The 17838-nt window shown below is 63.6% G+C and carries 15 protein-coding genes; 10 read left to right on the plus strand and 5 right to left on the minus strand.

The features are described from left to right. Nucleotides 1-51 precede the first annotated feature (51 nt). The 5 genes from AC3WOE_RS30065 to AC3WOE_RS30085 form a co-directional block, all read right to left on the minus strand. Nucleotides 52-582: a hypothetical protein gene (locus AC3WOE_RS30065; RefSeq protein ID WP_492696130.1), complete on the minus strand. Its 531-nt coding sequence runs from the start codon at nt 580-582 to the stop codon at nt 52-54. Between the two features lie 110 nt (nt 583-692). Continuing rightward, complete coding sequence (locus AC3WOE_RS30070) at nt 693-2072, minus strand: hypothetical protein (protein ID WP_492696132.1); 1380 nt, start codon at nt 2070-2072, stop codon at nt 693-695. Then, complete coding sequence (locus AC3WOE_RS30075; protein WP_492696135.1) at nt 2069-4159, minus strand: hypothetical protein; 2091 nt, start codon at nt 4157-4159, stop codon at nt 2069-2071. The genes AC3WOE_RS30070 and AC3WOE_RS30075 overlap by 4 nt, the downstream gene beginning before the upstream one ends. Further along, nucleotides 4156-5133 carry a PDDEXK family nuclease gene (locus tag AC3WOE_RS30080; RefSeq protein WP_492696138.1) on the minus strand — a complete coding sequence of 326 codons (978 nt, stop codon included), beginning with the start codon at nt 5131-5133 and terminating at the stop codon, nt 4156-4158. Before AC3WOE_RS30080 ends, AC3WOE_RS30075 begins: the two co-directional genes overlap by 4 nt. 220 nt (nt 5134-5353) lie before the next feature. Then, on the minus strand, nt 5354-5632 hold the full coding sequence (locus AC3WOE_RS30085) for a DNA-binding protein (RefSeq protein WP_492696140.1): 279 nt from the start codon (nt 5630-5632) through the stop codon (nt 5354-5356). Between the two features lie 114 nt (nt 5633-5746). On the opposite strand from AC3WOE_RS30085, the gene AC3WOE_RS30090 reads away from it, so the two are divergent. From AC3WOE_RS30090 to AC3WOE_RS30135, 10 genes are all read left to right on the plus strand, one after another. Continuing rightward, on the plus strand, nt 5747-6142 hold the full coding sequence (locus AC3WOE_RS30090; protein ID WP_492696142.1) for a helix-turn-helix domain-containing protein: 396 nt from the start codon (nt 5747-5749) through the stop codon (nt 6140-6142). 3 nt (nt 6143-6145) lie between these two features. Beyond that, entirely contained in the window at nt 6146-6769 is a 624-nt protein-coding gene (locus AC3WOE_RS30095; RefSeq protein ID WP_492696144.1) for a hypothetical protein, read from the plus strand. A 21-nt stretch (nt 6770-6790) separates the two neighbouring features. Continuing rightward, nucleotides 6791-8491, plus strand: coding sequence for a TnsD family Tn7-like transposition protein (locus AC3WOE_RS30100; protein WP_492696146.1), 1701 nt, complete (start codon nt 6791-6793; stop codon nt 8489-8491). A 147-nt stretch (nt 8492-8638) separates the two neighbouring features. Beyond that, nucleotides 8639-9187 carry a hypothetical protein gene (locus tag AC3WOE_RS30105; protein WP_492696148.1) on the plus strand — a complete coding sequence of 183 codons (549 nt, stop codon included), beginning with the start codon at nt 8639-8641 and terminating at the stop codon, nt 9185-9187. Between the two features lie 160 nt (nt 9188-9347). Next, nucleotides 9348-10664 carry a YiiX/YebB-like N1pC/P60 family cysteine hydrolase gene (locus AC3WOE_RS30110; RefSeq protein ID WP_492696150.1) on the plus strand — a complete coding sequence of 439 codons (1317 nt, stop codon included), beginning with the start codon at nt 9348-9350 and terminating at the stop codon, nt 10662-10664. After that, entirely contained in the window at nt 10661-11458 is a 798-nt protein-coding gene (locus tag AC3WOE_RS30115) for an abortive infection family protein (RefSeq protein WP_492696152.1), read from the plus strand. The genes AC3WOE_RS30110 and AC3WOE_RS30115 overlap by 4 nt, the downstream gene beginning before the upstream one ends. Before the next feature lie 64 nt (nt 11459-11522). Further along, nucleotides 11523-11660: a hypothetical protein gene (locus tag AC3WOE_RS30120; protein ID WP_492696154.1), complete on the plus strand. Its 138-nt coding sequence runs from the start codon at nt 11523-11525 to the stop codon at nt 11658-11660. Nucleotides 11661-11905: 245 nt separating this feature from the next. Further along, nucleotides 11906-12526: a TetR/AcrR family transcriptional regulator gene (locus AC3WOE_RS30125; protein ID WP_492696156.1), complete on the plus strand. Its 621-nt coding sequence runs from the start codon at nt 11906-11908 to the stop codon at nt 12524-12526. 636 nt (nt 12527-13162) lie between these two features. Continuing rightward, entirely contained in the window at nt 13163-14104 is a 942-nt protein-coding gene (locus tag AC3WOE_RS30130) for a hypothetical protein (RefSeq protein ID WP_492696158.1), read from the plus strand. Next, on the plus strand, nt 14105-17731 hold the full coding sequence (locus AC3WOE_RS30135) for a DEAD/DEAH box helicase (protein WP_492696160.1): 3627 nt from the start codon (nt 14105-14107) through the stop codon (nt 17729-17731). The last annotated feature ends 107 nt before the right edge of the window (nt 17732-17838 follow it).

The following is a 17838-nucleotide window of genomic DNA, read 5'->3' on the forward strand; positions in this document are numbered from 1 at the left end:
TCCAGCTATTTGCGTAACTGGACAGCATCGTTATCGCCGGCGATGCCGTTCTCAAGATGTGTTCACCGCGCGCTTACGGATGTCGTGCACGGCGCACCTGAACCGATACGGCAGGTGATCGAGTCTGCGCCACACCGCGAAGGAGCGCTGCTCGAGTTGAGCTTCCACGCAGCGGCGGCAGAAGACCGCCTGCTTCATGGGCGCGGCGAGCAGACTGCGGTGATACGACTCGGGCCAACCGTAGGCGTGGAGGCGCTCGGGCTCGTTCACGCTGTCGACGCATTCGCTGAACGGAAGCATGGAGTGCCTGGCGACGTAGTCGTGCGCATCGATCTCGCATCCGTGCGCTATCGCGCTAGCCCAACTCATGGCAACGCCGAGGCGCTCTGACACGCTCCGCTGCACCACGATGGTCGTCTGCTCTAGGGAGCCGGCAATCCCGCACCACTTTCGGATCCGACCGAGATGCCCGAGTGCGAGCTCACCCTCTGAATCGATCGGTCGTGGAAGGGTCATCGATGCGCGAGGCAGCTTCGTTGAAATACCGACACGCTCAGCAAGGTTGTTAAGTGAGTAGTCCATCTGTCTGCTCAATCTCCGGTTCCGTGTTGCTGAAGTTCAGGGGGAAGCAAACCATCCTGTGCGGTACTGCGCGAAGGCAGAGTCCGGCTTGTTGCCGCCTCGACGAACAACTAGGGCTTCGCACCTGATTTCTTGGGCCGACTGGCCATGAAGTCCTGCCCCGCTTCGAGCAGACTGTCCAGCGTCCGCCGCTGCTTCTTCGGCCGCTTGAGTTGCACGATCTTTCCGGAAGGTGCCTGCGGCTCCGCGGCTCTCTGAATCTCCTCGACCGCCCGGCGCTCCTGCGCATTCATCGAGGCGAGGATCGCGGCGTTCGAGACAGTCTCCCGCCGCGCCTCTCGCAGCTTGGCGGCGTACACCTCGGTCTTGCTCCGAATCTCGGGCCCGTCGAACGGACACCGCAAGTCCTGGCGAAGATCTCCGGACTGCCCTGCGCAAGCGATCAGGCGGTTGACGTCTTCGCGGGCGACCGAGTACTTGTCTGATTCAAAGGCCTTGATCACGTGATCCCACAGCATCACGCTGACGCCGTTGGAACGAGCCTTTCGATAGGCCAACACCAACAGCGAGCGCAGCTTGCGCTTCAGGCCAGCGCAGTAGTTCCACAGCTCGATGGGATGGTCCATCAGCTTGAATCCAGCTGCGGGTCCAAGGACCACCTGGTATTCCTCGAGCAGACGCTTCCAATCCGCCGACTGCGGCGCATCAGGCAGAAGGACAACCGGGTCTGCGAGCAGCCGCTGCTGCGCCTCAGCGGGTCGACGGTTGCGCAGCTTCCAGATAAGCGAATAGTTGCAGATGACGAACCACGGCACCTGCAACTCCGCGAGACCCAGCAGGACCTTGGTGACCAACGTGGAGGCACCCTCGGACTGGGCCATAAACTGTGTCTCGTCCACGCCAAACAAGCAAGTGCCGCACATCCGGAGCCACCTCGCGCTTCGCCGGGGCATCTCTGCCTGGCTGACCTTCACGTGCCCGGCGGCAATCTCCGGGCTGGCCAGCGTGCGCAGGACGCCCGACAAACTCGACTGCTGCTTGACCACGCACTCGGCGAAAGCGACATGCGGAACGGGTGGATGCGTCTCGTCGATGCGGATCATTTCCTGCTCGAACAACGCCCTCTTGAGGGCGATCCGCATCGCCGATTTCCCGGCGCCAGCCGGGCCCGTGATGACCGTCGGCACGACACCATCTTCCGCCGCCAAGCCGTGGTACGTGGCCTTCAGCGCAGCGCGCGGATCTTTGTAGACCGCCTCGGCATGCGCCAGCGCCCGCTGGATCTGGCCCGTAATGATCGCTTCTCCCTGCTCGGTGACAAGGACGACCGCCTTGAGCGCCATGTCCATGGCGAAGCAGGCTCCTTCGATGTCCAGTGCAGCAAGATCACCCAGCGCAGTTCCGCGGGTCTCCCCGCGCGCCTTGATCACGCCTGGCTGGAGCGCGTCTTCATACGGCCTGGTCCACGTCGAAGCAACGACGCGCCTCATGCGGCCTGCCGTCCTGCTGCGGTCTCCTTGGCCTCCTTGGCCTCCTGACGAGCAGCGGCACCGCCGCGCTTGGGCCGGCCGCGCGTGCGCGTGCCGGAGTTCAGCGACATGCCAGTCTGCGCCTTGAAGTCTTCCTCGATGTGAGCGTGGGCTGCTCGCCGGTGGTTGTCGTGGGCCGCGATGCGCGCCGCCATGTGCTGGTGATATTCCAGCGCCTCGGCCAGCGACATGTCCTTCACCAGCCGCGACACCGCGATGGGGTACCGAACATCGAGTTGGATGAGGCGATGGTTCCACTCAAACCAGACATGCCGAAGGCAGCAGGACAGCACGTAGACCTTCACGTCCGTCTCCTGCTTCTCCGCCACGGAACCCAGCGCCTCCTCGAAGGCCTCTGCCTTGGAGTAGTACTTGCGGCCTGCAACCATCAGGCCGCCGCGGGTCAGGACCGCGGGAACGAGGTCGAGATATGCGCGCACGGCCTCCTCGAAGGCGACCAGCACCGCATCGTTGCGCCCCACCGAGTCGAGAGCTTCCCAGATGCCGTTCGGGCTCAGCCTGGGCACCTTGTGTTCGAGCTCAGGATCGACCCGACTTGCGACATTGGTGGCCTCGTTGAACTCAAGGAGCTTGCCCAGCTCGCGGCAGGCCAGCTCGATCACCGTCAGCCCAGACCTTCGGAAGGAAGGTGCTTCGTCATCGGAAGGTGTCTTCGGGTTCGAGGTCTCGACGATGGCCTTGGCCTGCCCGCTGTGCGACTGGGTCCCTTCGCGGATCACCGGCCGAAAAGCGGGATCACGCGACAGCGCCGTGGAAGTAGCGCCCGGCCCTCTGTCGGTGATCTCGTGGGGCGACAGCCCCTTGCTGCTGTCCTTGATCCTGAGGCCCAGCAGCAGTGCGAAAGCCTCAAGCCCAATGGCCATGCAGAACTTGGCCATCCGATAGGCGCCCCCTGTCTCTCGGCCCTGGCTGAAGCCGATCCCGACTTTCTTGCCGGACGCGGTGTCTCGGCACGAGACGACGGCCAGCGGCGGCAAATCACTGCCCTCGACGTAGCCACGCGGGAGATCGACCACAAAGTAAGCATCGGCCTCGACGCGCTGCAGCAGGTTCCAGGCGGATTCGGTGAACGTGCCGAGGAACGGCTTGATCTTCGAGCGCGCACGGTTCCTGCCAAGACGCGCCGCTTGGACGAGATGCGGGCGGAAGAACTTGTTGACGTAGTAGAAGTAGGCACCCTTCTGCGGGAAGGCATCACCGAGAGGGTGGTACCAATCGAGCGTCTCCTCATGCCCCCTCTTGACCCAGCGGGTCTTGCAGCCGAAGTCTTCCGTCAGCGCGTCTTCGTAGATTTTGTCGTCCGTGACGCCCACTTCGGCGCGGCGCGAGTACGAGGTCTTGATCTTCTCGACCATCTCTGCGGTCGCGTTGTAGCCATGCTCGGAGCCCTTGACGCCTGGGGCACCGCGCTTGGCGTCATTCGCATGCTCGGCGCTCAGCCGGTCCCAATGGCCGATCTGATGGGTCGGGTAGTGCAGTGCGTTTCGGTTGCGACCGAAAGCGATGTAGACGAAGAAGTTGAGCCGCAGCCGCGTCTCGTTCTGAGGCGGCGTCTGGATGCGCGCATGGCGATTGATGAGCTTCTCGGGTTCGTCGTTGTCCAGAATGTTCTCGGCGTCGTTGACCAGCGCGTGGATGCTGTAGACCTTCCCATCGATCCGGTCCTGATGGGACTTCGCCACGTCCCTCCGAGCCGCATCCAACGCAACCAGATCGACGCCCTCGAGGCCCTCCAGCCAAGGCGGCATCGACTTCCTATCGCCGGCAAGCACCTTGCCGGCCCAGATAGCATCTTCCCAATCGCTGCGCAGCAGACGCGTCAGCACAGGCAGTGGCAACTGCGCGACCGTTCTCTTGGGGATCTTTGCCTTGGCATAGACCACCTTCTTCGGCGGCCTGACGACGAAGTCCACCAACGTGACCCGTTCGGTCTTGGGACTGCTGCGGATGAAGTAGTAGGTGACGCCGGCTTCGAGATTCTTGAAGCCCTTCGGCGCGACGACGGGTGTTCCGGCGGCGATGCTCATGCGTCCCTCCGAAACCAGTGGCCGAACACCTCCCTGACGTCCTGCCGTTCCGGGGTCATTGGCTTGTCGATGAAGATGTGGCTGTCAAAGAGGTCGAGGCGCACCTTCCTGTGGAAGACGCCCTGCATCAGGACAATCCTCTGGTCGTACATCGAGACGCGCTGGTCGAGTTCGACCGCCGCGATCACTTCCAGCGGCGAGGCGCCGACCTCGAGGCCTTCGTTGAACGCATCGAGCACGGCCTGCACCTGTTCCGGCGTCAGCGCGTGGCGGTGCTTTTGCCAGCGCAGCAACTCCAGGAGATTGGCCACGAGGATCGCGGGGATCTCCTCGGTCGCCACCTCGATCGTGCGGATGTCGACATCCGCGTAGACCCGCTTCTCGACTTCGTGCCGCGCCGTGTTGCGCGCCGTGGCCTGCGACAACCTGGTCTTGACCGTCACGCCGTAGCTGGGCACGGTGAACTCGGCGCGCGTCTCCTTGATGTTGAAGTTCAGGCAGAAGGCCCCGTGCCTATCGATGAAGAAGCCAAGGTAGTCCCCGATCCAGCAGCCTGGTGTATCGCTGACGACGCCGTCCCTGTGCAGCGTGACGAAGGGATGGAACGAAAGATGATGCAGTTCATTGGCGACCATCAGCGTTCCTCGGAATCGCTTGAGCGGCAGGCCGATGGCCCGGGGATGCCCTTCAAGCGGGTGCGCCGCCGGCGCAAACGGCAGCATGCGCTGCTCTTGGAGCTCGAAGAGCCCGCATTCACAGTACAAGAGCACCGACAGGAAGGCGCGCTCCGGCGTGGACAGGGTGTGCACCTCCCGTCCCAGCAGTTCCGACCAGACCTGCGCAAAGCGCGATCCAGCCGGCGCCTCTTCACGGCATGCCTTGATCGACGGCTCGTAGCCTGTGCCGAAGGCGGGCGGGTCCTGGCGCCGAAGGATTTCGGTGAGCCTTGCTTCCGTTAATTTGAAATCTGCCATCGCTGTCTCCTGGTGCCGGCCGTAGTCCGGCGGGTCGAGGATCGGGACAGCACGACAGCGCTTCCGGCCCCGCGGGGCCGGATTGACAGAAGCGGCGCTTTGTCAGAAAGTACAGGCAGGCGCTTATCCAAAGTCTGCTCGCACATTCCAAACACGCCCCTGAACCTTTGACGAGGTTCAGGGGCGTGGTGCTTTTGTCCCACTAATTGTTGGATGTGGGTCAAGTCATGGGGGCGCTCCTTGTTCCGTGAGCGGGGGCTGGCGCCGGCGCGCGGGGCGTACCTGCCAGAGGGTGCTCTTCGCCCTCCTCAGGCGGCGAACGCAACCCGAGCGCGATGGCGGCGTGATGCGCTTCCCCCCAGTTGCCCTGAGACCTGCCCGCCAACAGCGCAGCAACGACGGCCGGCTTGAAGCCGTTGGCGCGCGCCCACTTGCTGATCGTCACGCCGTGACGCCTCAGCCACGCACGCGCCTCGACGGGGGTTCGAAGGGTGGTCATGCTCGAATCTTCACAGCCACGCTGTCAAATGTCAACATTGGTGACATCGATCATCTATACTGATATCCGTCGCCATTGCTCGACAATGGTCAGACTTTCCAAGGATGCGCTTACATGTTCGGATTTCGTCTCGCTGCCGAGCGCAAGCGGTTGAAGCTCAAGCAGCAGCAGCTCGCTGACTTACTGAAGTTGAGCCGCAGCGCCATCGGCATGATCGAGACGGACCAGTCATCGCTGGGGGCCGAGCGCCTGCTTGAGCTGGGATCGCATGGATTCGACGTGCTCAAGGTGCTGACCGGCGAGCCCGGCGCTACGGCGGCCGGCCGGCTGCTGAACTGGGAGCTGTGCCTAGCCATCTCGGACCGCGTGGACGCCTGGGCCCGGTCACGCGACATCACGCTGACTCCCGAGAAGAAGGCGATCGTCGTGAAGCACCTGTACCTCAAGTTCGCGTCGCAAGATCGGATCGATGAGGTCGCGCTGAGCGAGACCCTCTTCATGGCGGCCTGATCGATGCAGCCGCCTGTGGATCGAGAGGTCCTGGGTTCGATCGATGCGCTGCTGGACGAAGCGCTGCACGACATGGTGGCGCGGCCGCCGGATATGCGCACTGAGGAAACGGCCCGCCGACGACGCATCGTGGGCATCTCGCTGATGGCGATCGCCAGCGCTGGCATCGCTGCCCTGGGACTGCTGGCCGGGCAAGTCGGCCCGGCGGGCATCCTTGTCGTGTGCGCTGTGGCTATCGCGCTGCTGACCACCGGCGCCTGGCTGATCGACCGGGCGGGGAAGGATGAGCTGCGCCGTCACACCGCCATCCAGGCGGACGCCGATCGTGGCGCGCTGGGCGAAGCGCTGGATGTCATGACGTTGGCCGTCGCCCGCCGTCGCCGGCACTTCGGCATCAGCATGCTGGTGCTGGCGTGCTTCTGCATCTGCGTCTTCAGCGCGGGGCTGCCCGGTGGAGGATCGTTTTTCACGCTGATGTGGGGCGGCTTCTCCATCCTCTTGATCGGTGTGGGTGCCTGGCAGATCGAGAGATCTGCGAAGGAAGCCCTGCGGGCCCAGGCGATGCGCGACGCCGCGCTGCACCGCAAGGCCGCCCAGGCCGGGACGCACATCCGGCGCGTTCGATAGTTCGAACGCTTCTAGGCTGTGGTGACGACGCTGGACTCCTTTCAGCTCGGCTTGCCGCAACGCTGGCTACCCGACGAGACCCTGTTCAGCCTATGCAGCCGCTACCACGCGGCGAGCGGCAACAAGCTGCCTGCAACAACATGCAGCCAGCTCTTCGGGCACCCGAGGCAAGGCTGCGCCCATGACTTCCCCGCCCGACTCGACCACTTCCTCTGCGTGGCTGGGGACGCCTTGGGCACGGCAGCGAGCATCGTGGAGGAGCACACCGTGCTGCCGCTGTACCTGCGCTTCGCCAGCGCGGAGATGGTCGACGCGACCCGCAGCGCCGCAGCGCAGAGTTCGTCAGGCCGGCTGAAGTTCCAGCTTGGCTTGCTCACCAGTCGGTTCAGGGCCAACCACCCGCTAAAGGCCTGCCGCGCTTGCATGCAGGAAGACACCTTGCAGCACATCACCCCGTACTGGCATCGCGAGCACCAGCTGCCAGGCGTCTGGGTCTGCCGCCGCCACGGGTCCTGGCTGCAGGCTTCTGACCTTAAGGCGACCGGGGTCGGCAGGTTCGGCTGGCTATTGCCGGCGCCGTCGCAGTTCCTCACAGCGCCGGCCGCGTCGCCACCGGCCAGCGTCATGCAACTCGCACGCATGGTTGCAGGCCTGGTGGCCAAGCCAGGTCTGCGGCTCTCGGCCCACCGGATGGGCCAGGCGCTTCGTGCTGCGCTGGCGGACCGGGGCCTGCTGGCGGGCACCGCGGAGCGCCTACGGCGCGTCGCGGCCGGCGACGCATACGCTGAGTTCCTGAGGCCGTTGCTCGCCTTGGAGCAGATGGGGCAACTGCCCGCGTCGAGCGATGAAGCCTATGCCGAAATCGCACGGCAAATCTCGGCCCGATCGGCCGGCGTTCATCCGCTGAGACGGTTGGCGCTCGCCGCCTGGCTGTTCGATGACCTCGAAGACCTGCTGGCCCGCATGGGGGCGGGAGGCGACGACACCGTTGCATCGGCACCGCCGCCCACGGCCCAGCTGCAGGATGACCCGCGCCGCGCGCGCTTGGTGGCTCTCATCAGTTCCGGGCACTCAACGTCGGCGGCCGCGAGGGAGGTGGGCATCGACACGACCACGGGCATGGTGTGGGCGGCGGCCGCCGGCCTCGCCACGCCGCGGCGGCCGAAGTTGCTCAAGGGCGACTTGAGGGACCGGCTCATCGCGCTGCTGCGCAAGGGCATCGCCAAAGAGGAGGCTGCGGCGTACGGCGAGGTCTCGCTGCAGACGGTGACGACGCTTCTGAGGACCGAGGTGGGCTTGCACGAGGCCTGGCGCCAAGCCGGCTTCGAGAACGCCAGGCGCCGCAACCGCAGGGTTTGGGCGCGGATCACCGCGGCGAACCCGCTGTCTGGCGTGAAGGCCGCGCGCATGGCCGAGCCAGCGGCGTACGCCTGGCTCTATCGCAACGACCGCGACTGGCTGGCCGAGAACACCGCCGAGATGGCGCGGGCGGTGCGCGTGCCGCCGGCCCGCGTGAACTGGGACGCGCGGGACCGGCAGTTCGCCGACCAGGTGCGCCAGGTCGCGCTGCAGATGGTCGAGATGCAAGGCGTTCACCACGTCAGGCTGTCCCAGCTCTACCAGCGAATCCCGGAACTCAAGGCCAAGATCCTCAGGCTGGATCGCATGCCGCTCACGCGCGCGGCGGTCTTCGCCGTGGTGGGCAAAGCCAACACCGGCTAGCGCACCGACGGCAAGCGCACCTCGTCAATCGGTTGGATGACGAAGCTGCCCAGTGGCTTCGACACTGCATGCACCGTGCAAGGGTGAGCGCGGAGGACGATCGTCATGGGCATGTATGTCAGTCGGCTCAGGTCAGTGCCTGTCGGGATGTACCAGTACTACACGTACCTACTCGACTCGTCCGCCGGTGGTTCGCACACCGCCGCGATAGACCGCTTCTTTGACGGATTCGCCAGGAGCTCCGGCGTTGACGCCGTCATCGTTCGCGGGCCGGGGGATTTCACGTCGGACCTGTTCAACTTCCTCGCAGACCACACCGACCAGCTGGGGCCGCTGGAGAACCTTTTTCACGAGGCAACCTGCCTCGTGATCTGCGAGGGGGCGCTGCAGACCACGGACAGGCCGATTTTCGTTCTGCCGCTGCGCCTGCACGACAACGCCGATCCGGCATTCGCCGACGCGCTGCTGTCGGCGCTCTTGAACGCCATGCGGGAACACCGGCTTTCCCAGTTCGTCGACTCGCTCGGTGCACTGTCGGTCGAGCTCAAGGGCAAGAAGGGCGGGATGTTCGTTTCCAACCTTCGTGCGGCCAATCAGATCCTTGGGCTCAAGCCCGGGATCTTCGGGTTCAGCGTCAACCTCAATGCCCTGGTCGACAAGTACCTTGGGCCCGAGCAGCGCAAGCTGCGAACGTAGCCCTCCGTGCGCGGTGTGCTGGCCTCGCGGCTGATGGCGGAGAAGGGGCGCTGACAGCGCCAGGGCAGCGTCTTCAGCGTCGTCGCCAAGCACATGGAGGACTGCCCCCTAGTGCTGGACGGGCTGACCGAAAATAACAGGGATAACCCTGCACCCGCCCATGACAACACCCGGAAGCCCCGCGCGACGATTCATCAAGGACGGCGCACTGCTGCCCGGCGACATCGTCCTTACGACGACTCCCGCGAAGCTCAGCGCCACCATCCGCAAGGTCACCAGCGCCGACATTTCGCACGCGATGCTGTGCGTGGCGGATGGCAGCGTCATCGACTCCACGGGCGAGGGCGTCCATGCCCGCAATCCGCAGTGGATGGTGGTCGAGCCGGGTTGCGCCTTCCATCTGCTGCGCCCGGCAGCGCCGGTGACGTCCGAGCAGCTTCAGACGCTGATCCGGTACGCCCGCGAACAGGTCTCCATGCCGTACACCAAGGTGGGTGCGGTGCAGGCGCTGCTCAAGAAGGGCAGGATCACCCGCCATCAGTTCTGCTCGCGCCTGGTCGCGCAGGCCTACCGCGCCGCGGGCATCCCGCTCGTGCCCGATGCCGATCGCTGCACGCCCGCCGAGCTGTTGCTAAGCCCGCTGCTGGTCGAGATCCACGACGCGCTGCGCGAGCTCACCCCGGCCGAAGAAGAAGCGCTGGCCTCCCGCGTCGACCGCACCCAGCTGATGCGCGACGTCACCAATGACCTCATCGCTGGTGCGCGCAAGATCGCGCCAGGCATCGACACGCTGAACGACATCGACCTGTACCTGCAGGCGCACCCTGAGGCCGACGCTGCGCTATGCCAGGTCTTGATCTCTTCGGGCTACCTGGATGTGTGGCGCGGCGAAGAAGTCCGCCACCCCTGGCAGTACAGCGTCGAGGAGATGGACCGTCTGCCGCACGCCGGCATGCATCAGTACTGCCTGGGCGTGATCAGTGACGAGACGATCGGAACGAACCGCTTCGTCTTCAATCGGGCGGGCTACCGGACCTTGCATGCTGAATTTGGGCTGGAGTACTTCAGGCTGAAGATCGAGCTCTATTCCAACGTCGCGGCGCAGCACCTGCAGCGCGTGAAGACGGCAGCTGACTGGCTGGTGAAGCACGGCCACATGCAAAAGACCGCGCACATCCATCTGCGCCCGCACACGCCCGAGTGGTTCGAATCGCTGCGCAGTTGGGATCCCGTTCAGGCCGGCATGACGCAGATCACCATCGAGGCCGCCGGCAGCGCCGAGGTCTGCACGGTCTGCGGCGACGATCCCGCCAGTGACTACCTGCTCGTGCACCCGGCACCGGCCGGGCCCGGGACCATCCGGCTGTGCGAGGACTGCTACGAGATTCGGTCGCCCGACGAGCCCATGACACCGCTGCCTGAGGTGGCTGCTGCCGACGAGGCCGCAGCCGGCGCGCCGGCGGGGGGAACGCCATGATTCAGCTCTATTTCGGCAGCGGCTCCACAGAGATCGAGCTGCTGGACGATCGCTTTGCGCCGGGCGACTGGCAGCGCCTGAAGGCCAGGGCCGTGCAGTTGTTGAGGCTCAAGGGCGACGAGCTGGCAGCGCAGTTCCTGGAGTCTCGGGACTTCGAGCTGCGGCGCGGCACGAACGGCTTCTGCGACGAGTTCTGCTTGCTGTACCAGCCTCTGCCCATGGACGACTACGTGCGCGGCCTGGACCTGGCACAGGATATTCAGGCAAAGGAGTCGGCGTCCGTCATCGCCCGGGCGGTACAGGAGGTGACCGGCGAGCACGTGCGGTTCGTGGCCCTAGAGCTCGACAGCTCGGACGCGCCGCAGCCCGTAGCGCCGCCCATCCTGGAAGCCACGTCGGACACGGTGGAGCGCGCGCTGAACGACGCAGCGCGGCTGATGTCCACCGAGGGCTCGACCAGCGCCGTCGATCGCGTGCACACCGCCCTCCATGCCTACCTACGCGTGCTGGCCAGCAGAGCGGGTCTCCCATACGGTGACAACGACGGCATCACCGACCTCTACAAGCTGCTGCGTACCCAGCATCCGGCCTTCGCGGCGACCGGTCCGAACCAGGCCGCCGTCGACAAGGTGATGAGGGGGCTGGCCAGCGTGATCGACGCGCTGAACCCGCTGCGCAACCATTCCAGCATCGCGCACGCCAACGAGGAGCTGCTGGCCGAGCCAGAAGCGACGCTGGTCATCAACAGCGTGCGCAGCCTGCTGCACTACTTCAACGCGAAGACGCGGATCTAGCCCTGGATCCCCGCATGACCGCGCCCCGGTTGTCTTTGAGCGCTGCCCGGGCTAGGCTGGAGCGATGAACGGTTTCGTCTTCCTCGCCATCGTTCTGGCGCTCGGTGTCCTGATCCTGAGCGAGCCGTACGCCACGCCGTGGCTGAACCGCACGATCGAGCGCCTCGAAGCTCAACGACGCAAGTTGTTGAGCGACGAGTAGCGTAAGTCGCGTCGCGGTCTACGCTACGGGTCGGGCAGGCCGCTCGCTACCTGGTCAGCTGATCACGAGGCCGACTGCAAGCGCGCGAGATGCTGGCGCCGTACCGGCCGATCTACTTCGGGCGCGTCAAGCACCTGTGACCCCGGGCGGCTCGCCGCCCCGAACGACGCGGCCGCTGACAATCTTGCGATCGCACGCCACCGGAAGGCACCGTTCAAGAAGGGCGGAGCCGGCTCAAACGCTACATGAAGGAAAAAAAGGAACGAGCGAGAGAGAACTTCCAGGCACTACTTGAAGCGGCCGGGACGCTGTTTCGCCGGCACGGCATTGATGCCGTCAGCGTGACGCGCATCAGTCAAACCGCAGGTCTGTCTCCCCGCAGCGGGTTGCACGGAAAGTTCGAGTCGAAAGAGGACCTGGCCGCCGATGCGCTCTCGTACACCATCCACACCGTGAATCGCTTCATCGCGGACGGTGCGGGGGCGGCGGCTCCGAGCCTGTCGGGGCAGCTCGACTATTTCCTGTCGCCGGAACATCGCGACGATCCGGCTTCGGGTTGTGCCATGACCGCGCTGGTGAGCGAGGTCGGGCGCATGGGGCCGGACGTAAGCGAGCGCTTTTCTGAAGGCTTCACGGAGCTGGTCGACATCTTCCAGGAGAGCCTGTTGAGGGGCTCAGGTGATACGGAAGACCGTGGAACGGCCATGACGCTCGTCGCGGCGCTCATCGGCTCGGTGAGCGTTGCAAGAGCCGTCGCCAAGGGCGATCCCAAGCTTTCTGATGAGCTGCTGCGTCACGCGCGCCGCATGCTCGGGGACCTGGCCGGCGAGCATTCTCTGGGGGGCGATGGCGGCGACGGTGCCTGAGGCCTTCCGTTTCAGGTGAACATCCACGCAGGCGCCGCTGCCGGTCCTTCCGCCTGCTCAACCTCCACGCACGCACCACGCTGCACGGCGTCCCGGTGAACCAATCTCACAACAGCCTCGAAGGTCGCTACGACGACGTAGCTGCTCCATATTGACGCAGCCGGGGCAAGTCCGAGTACGTGGGCCAGCGCAGTCCGAACAGCAAGTTCAAACATTGCGCTCCTTCTAGCCGGTGGGCAGCATTGCCGCACGGCACAAGTTGCCCATCGCGTCATCGATTGCCAGGATCCTCGGTGGCCTTTGATCCGAGCGTCGGCAATGAGACATCCGAAGGCGTCGGAAACTCCCCGCCATGCCGATCCGGATCGAACCGGTCCAGTTGCTCCTGCAGCAGATCAGTCCCGTTGTCGCATTGCTCACCCGCAGCCACGCGAGGCTCTTGTCGCTTCAGCTCTGCGGCTGAGCGACGCCGGGCATCGTGAAGCTGCCGTAGATCGAGAAAGCCTGTTCATGGAAGACGCGATCTAGTAACGGCCGATACCGAAGCTCATGCCCCAGCGACCCAGTGAACATGTGGTTACCATCGCCGCACATGAACGTCGACGCGCCTAAGAGGCACGCAGGGAGGTGATTGAAATGCACACGTGCAAAGCGCCCGGTGCCGCGCTCGACAAGTGGTTGAAGAAAACCCCGAGTCAAAAGGGCACCTACGGCCACCTGCTTCTGGAGCAGGTGGGCACCAGCGATGCTGATCTGGTCAAAGAGCTCCGACCCTATTTCGAATCTGCGCATGCGGATGCGCGAGGGCATTTCCACGAGCTGATCGGGATGGATCTACACCCAGAGGCAAGCGCGCCAGGCTCTCATGCAGAGTACCCGCGCTGCCTGCCAGAAGTGGCCCGACGAGGGCTTTTCGGCGAAGTAATGGCGGGGCTGCTGACCGAACACTACGACTTCACTGGCAGCCATGACTGGCAGGTGCCAATCTTCTTGTTTCGGCACCATGAGGATGTCGAGCGTTACCTTTTCGCCTTGGCACGCGATCCGTCTCTTGCACGCGCTGTCTTTGGCAGGTTTGGATCGGACTTCATCGCCATCAGCGTGGACCAGGGCGGTGACGTCGTTCGCTATCTGGCTGGCGAAGCCAAGTGGCGAGGAAACCTGACCAAAGGGACCGCAGACAACTTGCTCCTGGGAGATAAGTTGAAAGGCACCACAGTTCGCGCTAATGATGGCATCTGGAGCCAGCTCAACAAGGATTCCAAAATTCCCCACGGGTTGCGGCAGCTTCAGCGATTGCTAAAGGATCGCGATCCTGCTGGCTGGTCGGCAGCGATCTTGTCTCTGGACAAGGCTTTGGTGCTCAAGAATCCGCTCCCCTTGTCGCGCACGAATCTTGTCCTGATCTCAGGCAACAACACTCCGAAGAGAGTCCAGGGGGTCGGCTGGGTAGCGACTGACAAAGCGCCAAGCGAGTACACCGCCCCTCACGACCTGCAGGTCGTCGAGCTGTTCCTGACGGAAGGCGAGAAGCTGATCAATGCGGTCTACGAGTCACTTTGGGAAAAGGGGGCGTAAGTGGCGACCAACGATGCTGATCGCTTGAAGCTAGCGGAACAGCTCCATCGCGAGCTTGCCTTCGAGAACCGCTTGCAAGCCGGCCAAGCACGGGCCTTCGTCCGCGGACTCCAGGTCAGCTGGCAAGTGCCGCCGATCCAATGGGCCGACGAAGATTCGCGAAACCAGCTCGTCGATGCCAGAAGGCTGATACACGTCGCTGGAATGTTTGAGGAGTTGAAAGGGCTCGACTCGTCGGAGGGTCAAGATTGCTACCGACGAGCAGCAGATGTGCTCGAGTGGCTCACACGCGCGGGCGATGCGCTAAGGCACGTCGCGCCGATCGAACTGTTTGCTGCCGCTGCGTTTCAGCTTGGCGGGTTGCCTGCGATGGCAAATGGATTGCTCAGCCAGTTGCGCGAGACCGATCCTGGTACTCGGCTGTATGCGAGCTTTCTGAAAGCGGACTTCGACGCCGTCGTCCACGAGGCCATGGGGTTCTGGGAACTGAATCCCGAGCTGACCGAGCGCGACGCGTCGACGAAGCTGCTCTTGGATCAGCGGCAAGAGGGGATCGAGTGGTTCTTCACCAGCGAGCTTGTTCGATGCATCGGGCTCGTGGCTGCTTCGCTCCGCAAGGGTGACGAATCGCGTCTGCAAAGCGGCCTGCAGAAGCTACAGGCCTTGGACAACATGGCGACCCGGTCGTTCAGCGATGACATTGCGCTCCTAGTCACCTTGCTTCGAGCTGTTGCCGATCGATACGCAGCAACGAGCATCTACAAGCCGCTCAGACAGCTCGCAGCGCTCAACTCAGATCGGGAACCTCGCCTCATCCGATTCGCGCGCGATCAATTTTCCAGAGGACGCGGCATCCTGTGGACGTCCCAAATTCGTGGGCTCGATCGGCTGCTCGATTCTTCGGCCTTTGCGCTTTGCACGCCAACGGGGTCTGGAAAGACGCTGGTTGCAAACCTTGCCCTGATCAAGGAGCTGCTGCTTCCAGCCGACGGCGAGATAGCACCTCTTGCGCTGTACCTTGTGCCTTCACGCGCGCTGGCCGGCGAGGTGGAGGCCAAGTTGACCAGCGAGCTAGGACGGGACCTGATCATCACGGGTCTGTACGGTGGCACGGATTGGGGAATCACCGATTACTGGCTCGGCGCCAAGCAGCCCACAGTTCTCATTGCGACGGTGGAAAAGGCCGATGCACTGATGCGCTACATCGGTCCACTCTTGGTCAGCAGGCTTCGACTAATCATCGTCGACGAAGCACATCAAGTCGTTCCAGGCGATGAAAAGCAAGCGAGCAAAGATTTTGCGCAGCACAAGAGCCGCTCGCTGCGCCTCGAAGCCTTCGTTTCCAAGTTACTAGCCCGAGCACCGGATATTGCCCGCATCGCCCTAACGGCAGTAGCTGGCGGCGCGGCAGGGCCCGTCGCCAAGTGGATCGAAGGGCGCAGTGATGCCCAGCCGATAGGGACCAAATATCGCAGCACAAGGCAACTGATCGGCTCGCTCGAAGCCACGCCGGGCAAGTCCGGAACGATTTCTTTGCGCTTGATGAACGGCGCCCCATTGGCTGTGCGGGCACGTGGCGACGAGGTGTATATCCCTCTGAAGATTCCACCCATGCCGAAGTTGCCGGCGGAGATGCGCAACAGCATTGCCTTCTACAACGAGGTGAATGTCTTGTGGACGGCGCTGCATCTGACGGATGGGGATCGCCGCGTTCTGATCTCAGTCGCACAGCAGCCCGAGGTGACGATGGGCCGATTCAAGAAGGCGCTGGAACTTCCCGCCTGGAAAGCAGTTCGACATTTCACTCCTCCGTCGGACGCTCGGCTTCGGTCGCTTTTTGATCAGGCACGCGCGACGTCTGTCGACTACTGCGGCGCGGATTCACATGAAGTCGCCTTGCTCGACTGCGGAATCGCAAGCAGCCATGGCCAGATGCCGCAGCGCTTGCGCAGGCTGATGACCGAGCTGATCGACAAGCGGATCTGCCCGATAACGATCGCGACCGCCACGCTGACAGAGGGAGTGAACCTTCCCTTCGATCTGATCTTTGTCACGTCCCTCAAACGCAGCACGTTCAACCCCAAGGCCGGACGGAAGGGGCAACAAGAAGTCACGCCGTTTTCCACAGCCGAGTTTCGAAATCTCGCAGGCAGAGCTGGGCGGCCTGGCGCTACTCAGAGCATGGAAGGGATGACCCTTGTTGCACTGCCGATGGTCCCTTCCAGTACAGGTGCCCAGGCGGTGTCGCCCCAGCCCAGCCAGGTGGCCAGCCTCCATGCCGACTACAACCGTTTGCTTACTGCCCTTGAGGAGGAGGAGCAACCGGGTGCTCAAGTCGCCAGCCCGCTGTCGTTTCTCCTCCAGCAGATACAAGCGCGCGTCGGTGATCTGTACGGAATTCGCGGCGATGGCTTCTTGCGCTGGCTCGAGACCGTTGCTCCCACTCAAATCAGTCCGGCTGCTGGAACCACGTCTGACGATGAGCGCGCCGTACTCGCAGATAGCTTGGATGAGCTAGATGGCGTCATCCTCAGCGCCATTGAAGAGATTGCAGCAGACAAGAACAGCGAGCTCAGTCGCGCTGAGACGGAGGCCTTACTCTCACGCCTTTGGCAGCGCAGCTTCAGCAGCGTTGCTGCTGTTCAGGAAAAGATTCTCGAACAAGCCTTTGTGCGTCGTGGCCGCGGCATTACCGAAGCTGTTTACAGCGATGCTGCGGAGCGTCGCCGGCTCTACCAGTACGGGTTTTCGCCGCACGTCGGCAGAAGATTTGAAGAGATAGCCCCAAAGCTTCGGCTCATTCTGGAGGACGCGACACAGTACGGAACCGCGACATCCCAGGACCGATTCGCGTTCTTTGAGCAGATGGGCGCGCTCCTTGCCAACGACAGAGGATTCGGCTTTCGAGGACGCGACACTGTCGCGGACAACGCGCTGCTGGCGGACTGGCGAGGAACCTTGAAGTGGTGGATGAGTCTGGCCGGCACGGTGAGACCGAAGCCTGCCGAACTTCGCGGCTGGCAACGATTTGTCTCGGATAACTTCGAGTTCCGGCTCGGTGTCGCGGCTGGAGCTGTCGTGGCTCAAGCATGGTCGGACGGAGCAGGCAGCGCGCTCGAAGTCCCGTCGCTCGAGAAGTGGCGCGAAACCACCGGGCTCCCATGGTTTGGATTCTGGGTTCGCGAACTTCTGCGCTGGGGAACGCTGGACCCGTTCGTGGCATTTGCCATGGCGCAGGGCCTTGCTGGAACACGGGGTGAGGCCGATGCATTGAAGGCTGAGTATGCCGTTTGGATCCGAGGCCTTGTAGACAAGGACTCCGAAGACTGGATCGACCCTCAGCGCTTCTTGCAGTGGATGCGCAGTCGAGAAACTTCGCCCGAGGAAGACAGTGCGACGCCCAGGCGCATCGATGTGAAATTGAGCGGCGCCCGCGGCACGCTCGAGCGATACAACGTGCTGCCCGTTCAGCACCAAGAGTCAGTTCATTGGATCGATCCAGCCGGCTTCGAGCTCGCGCAGTCTGATCAATCGGTACTCGTTACGGCTTCGGCATACCGGGACGACTTCGAACTCAGCCGGATCCGTGGGAGATGGTCAGTCCGTCGCCGTTTCCACGCGGGATAGCGGCGTCAAGCGGAAGAAAACATAGCCACTCTGTGAGCGTCCAGCCTGACCATCTTGAGGCGAGGCTTTCGCCCTGTCTCACGAAGCTAAAGTGGCGTCCATGGCTG

The organism is Roseateles sp. FW305-36 (genome assembly GCF_058787015.1).

Coding starts and splice junctions, on each gene's coding strand:
- AC3WOE_RS30075 (WP_492696135.1), bottom strand. CDS start 4,159: ATGAGCATCGCCGCCGGAACACCCGTCGTCGCGCCGAAGGGCTTCAAG.
- AC3WOE_RS30085 (WP_492696140.1), bottom strand. CDS start 5,632: ATGACCACCCTTCGAACCCCCGTCGAGGCGCGTGCGTGGCTGAGGCGT.
- AC3WOE_RS30105 (WP_492696148.1), top strand. CDS start 8,639: ATGTACCAGTACTACACGTACCTACTCGACTCGTCCGCCGGTGGTTCG.
- AC3WOE_RS30125 (WP_492696156.1), top strand. CDS start 11,906: ATGAAGGAAAAAAAGGAACGAGCGAGAGAGAACTTCCAGGCACTACTT.
- AC3WOE_RS30065 (WP_492696130.1), bottom strand. CDS start 582: ATGGACTACTCACTTAACAACCTTGCTGAGCGTGTCGGTATTTCAACG.
- AC3WOE_RS30120 (WP_492696154.1), top strand. CDS start 11,523: ATGAACGGTTTCGTCTTCCTCGCCATCGTTCTGGCGCTCGGTGTCCTG.
- AC3WOE_RS30080 (WP_492696138.1), bottom strand. CDS start 5,133: ATGGCAGATTTCAAATTAACGGAAGCAAGGCTCACCGAAATCCTTCGG.
- AC3WOE_RS30070 (WP_492696132.1), bottom strand. CDS start 2,072: ATGAGGCGCGTCGTTGCTTCGACGTGGACCAGGCCGTATGAAGACGCG.
- AC3WOE_RS30130 (WP_492696158.1), top strand. CDS start 13,163: ATGCACACGTGCAAAGCGCCCGGTGCCGCGCTCGACAAGTGGTTGAAG.
- AC3WOE_RS30095 (WP_492696144.1), top strand. CDS start 6,146: ATGCAGCCGCCTGTGGATCGAGAGGTCCTGGGTTCGATCGATGCGCTG.
- AC3WOE_RS30115 (WP_492696152.1), top strand. CDS start 10,661: ATGATTCAGCTCTATTTCGGCAGCGGCTCCACAGAGATCGAGCTGCTG.
- AC3WOE_RS30090 (WP_492696142.1), top strand. CDS start 5,747: ATGTTCGGATTTCGTCTCGCTGCCGAGCGCAAGCGGTTGAAGCTCAAG.
- AC3WOE_RS30110 (WP_492696150.1), top strand. CDS start 9,348: ATGACAACACCCGGAAGCCCCGCGCGACGATTCATCAAGGACGGCGCA.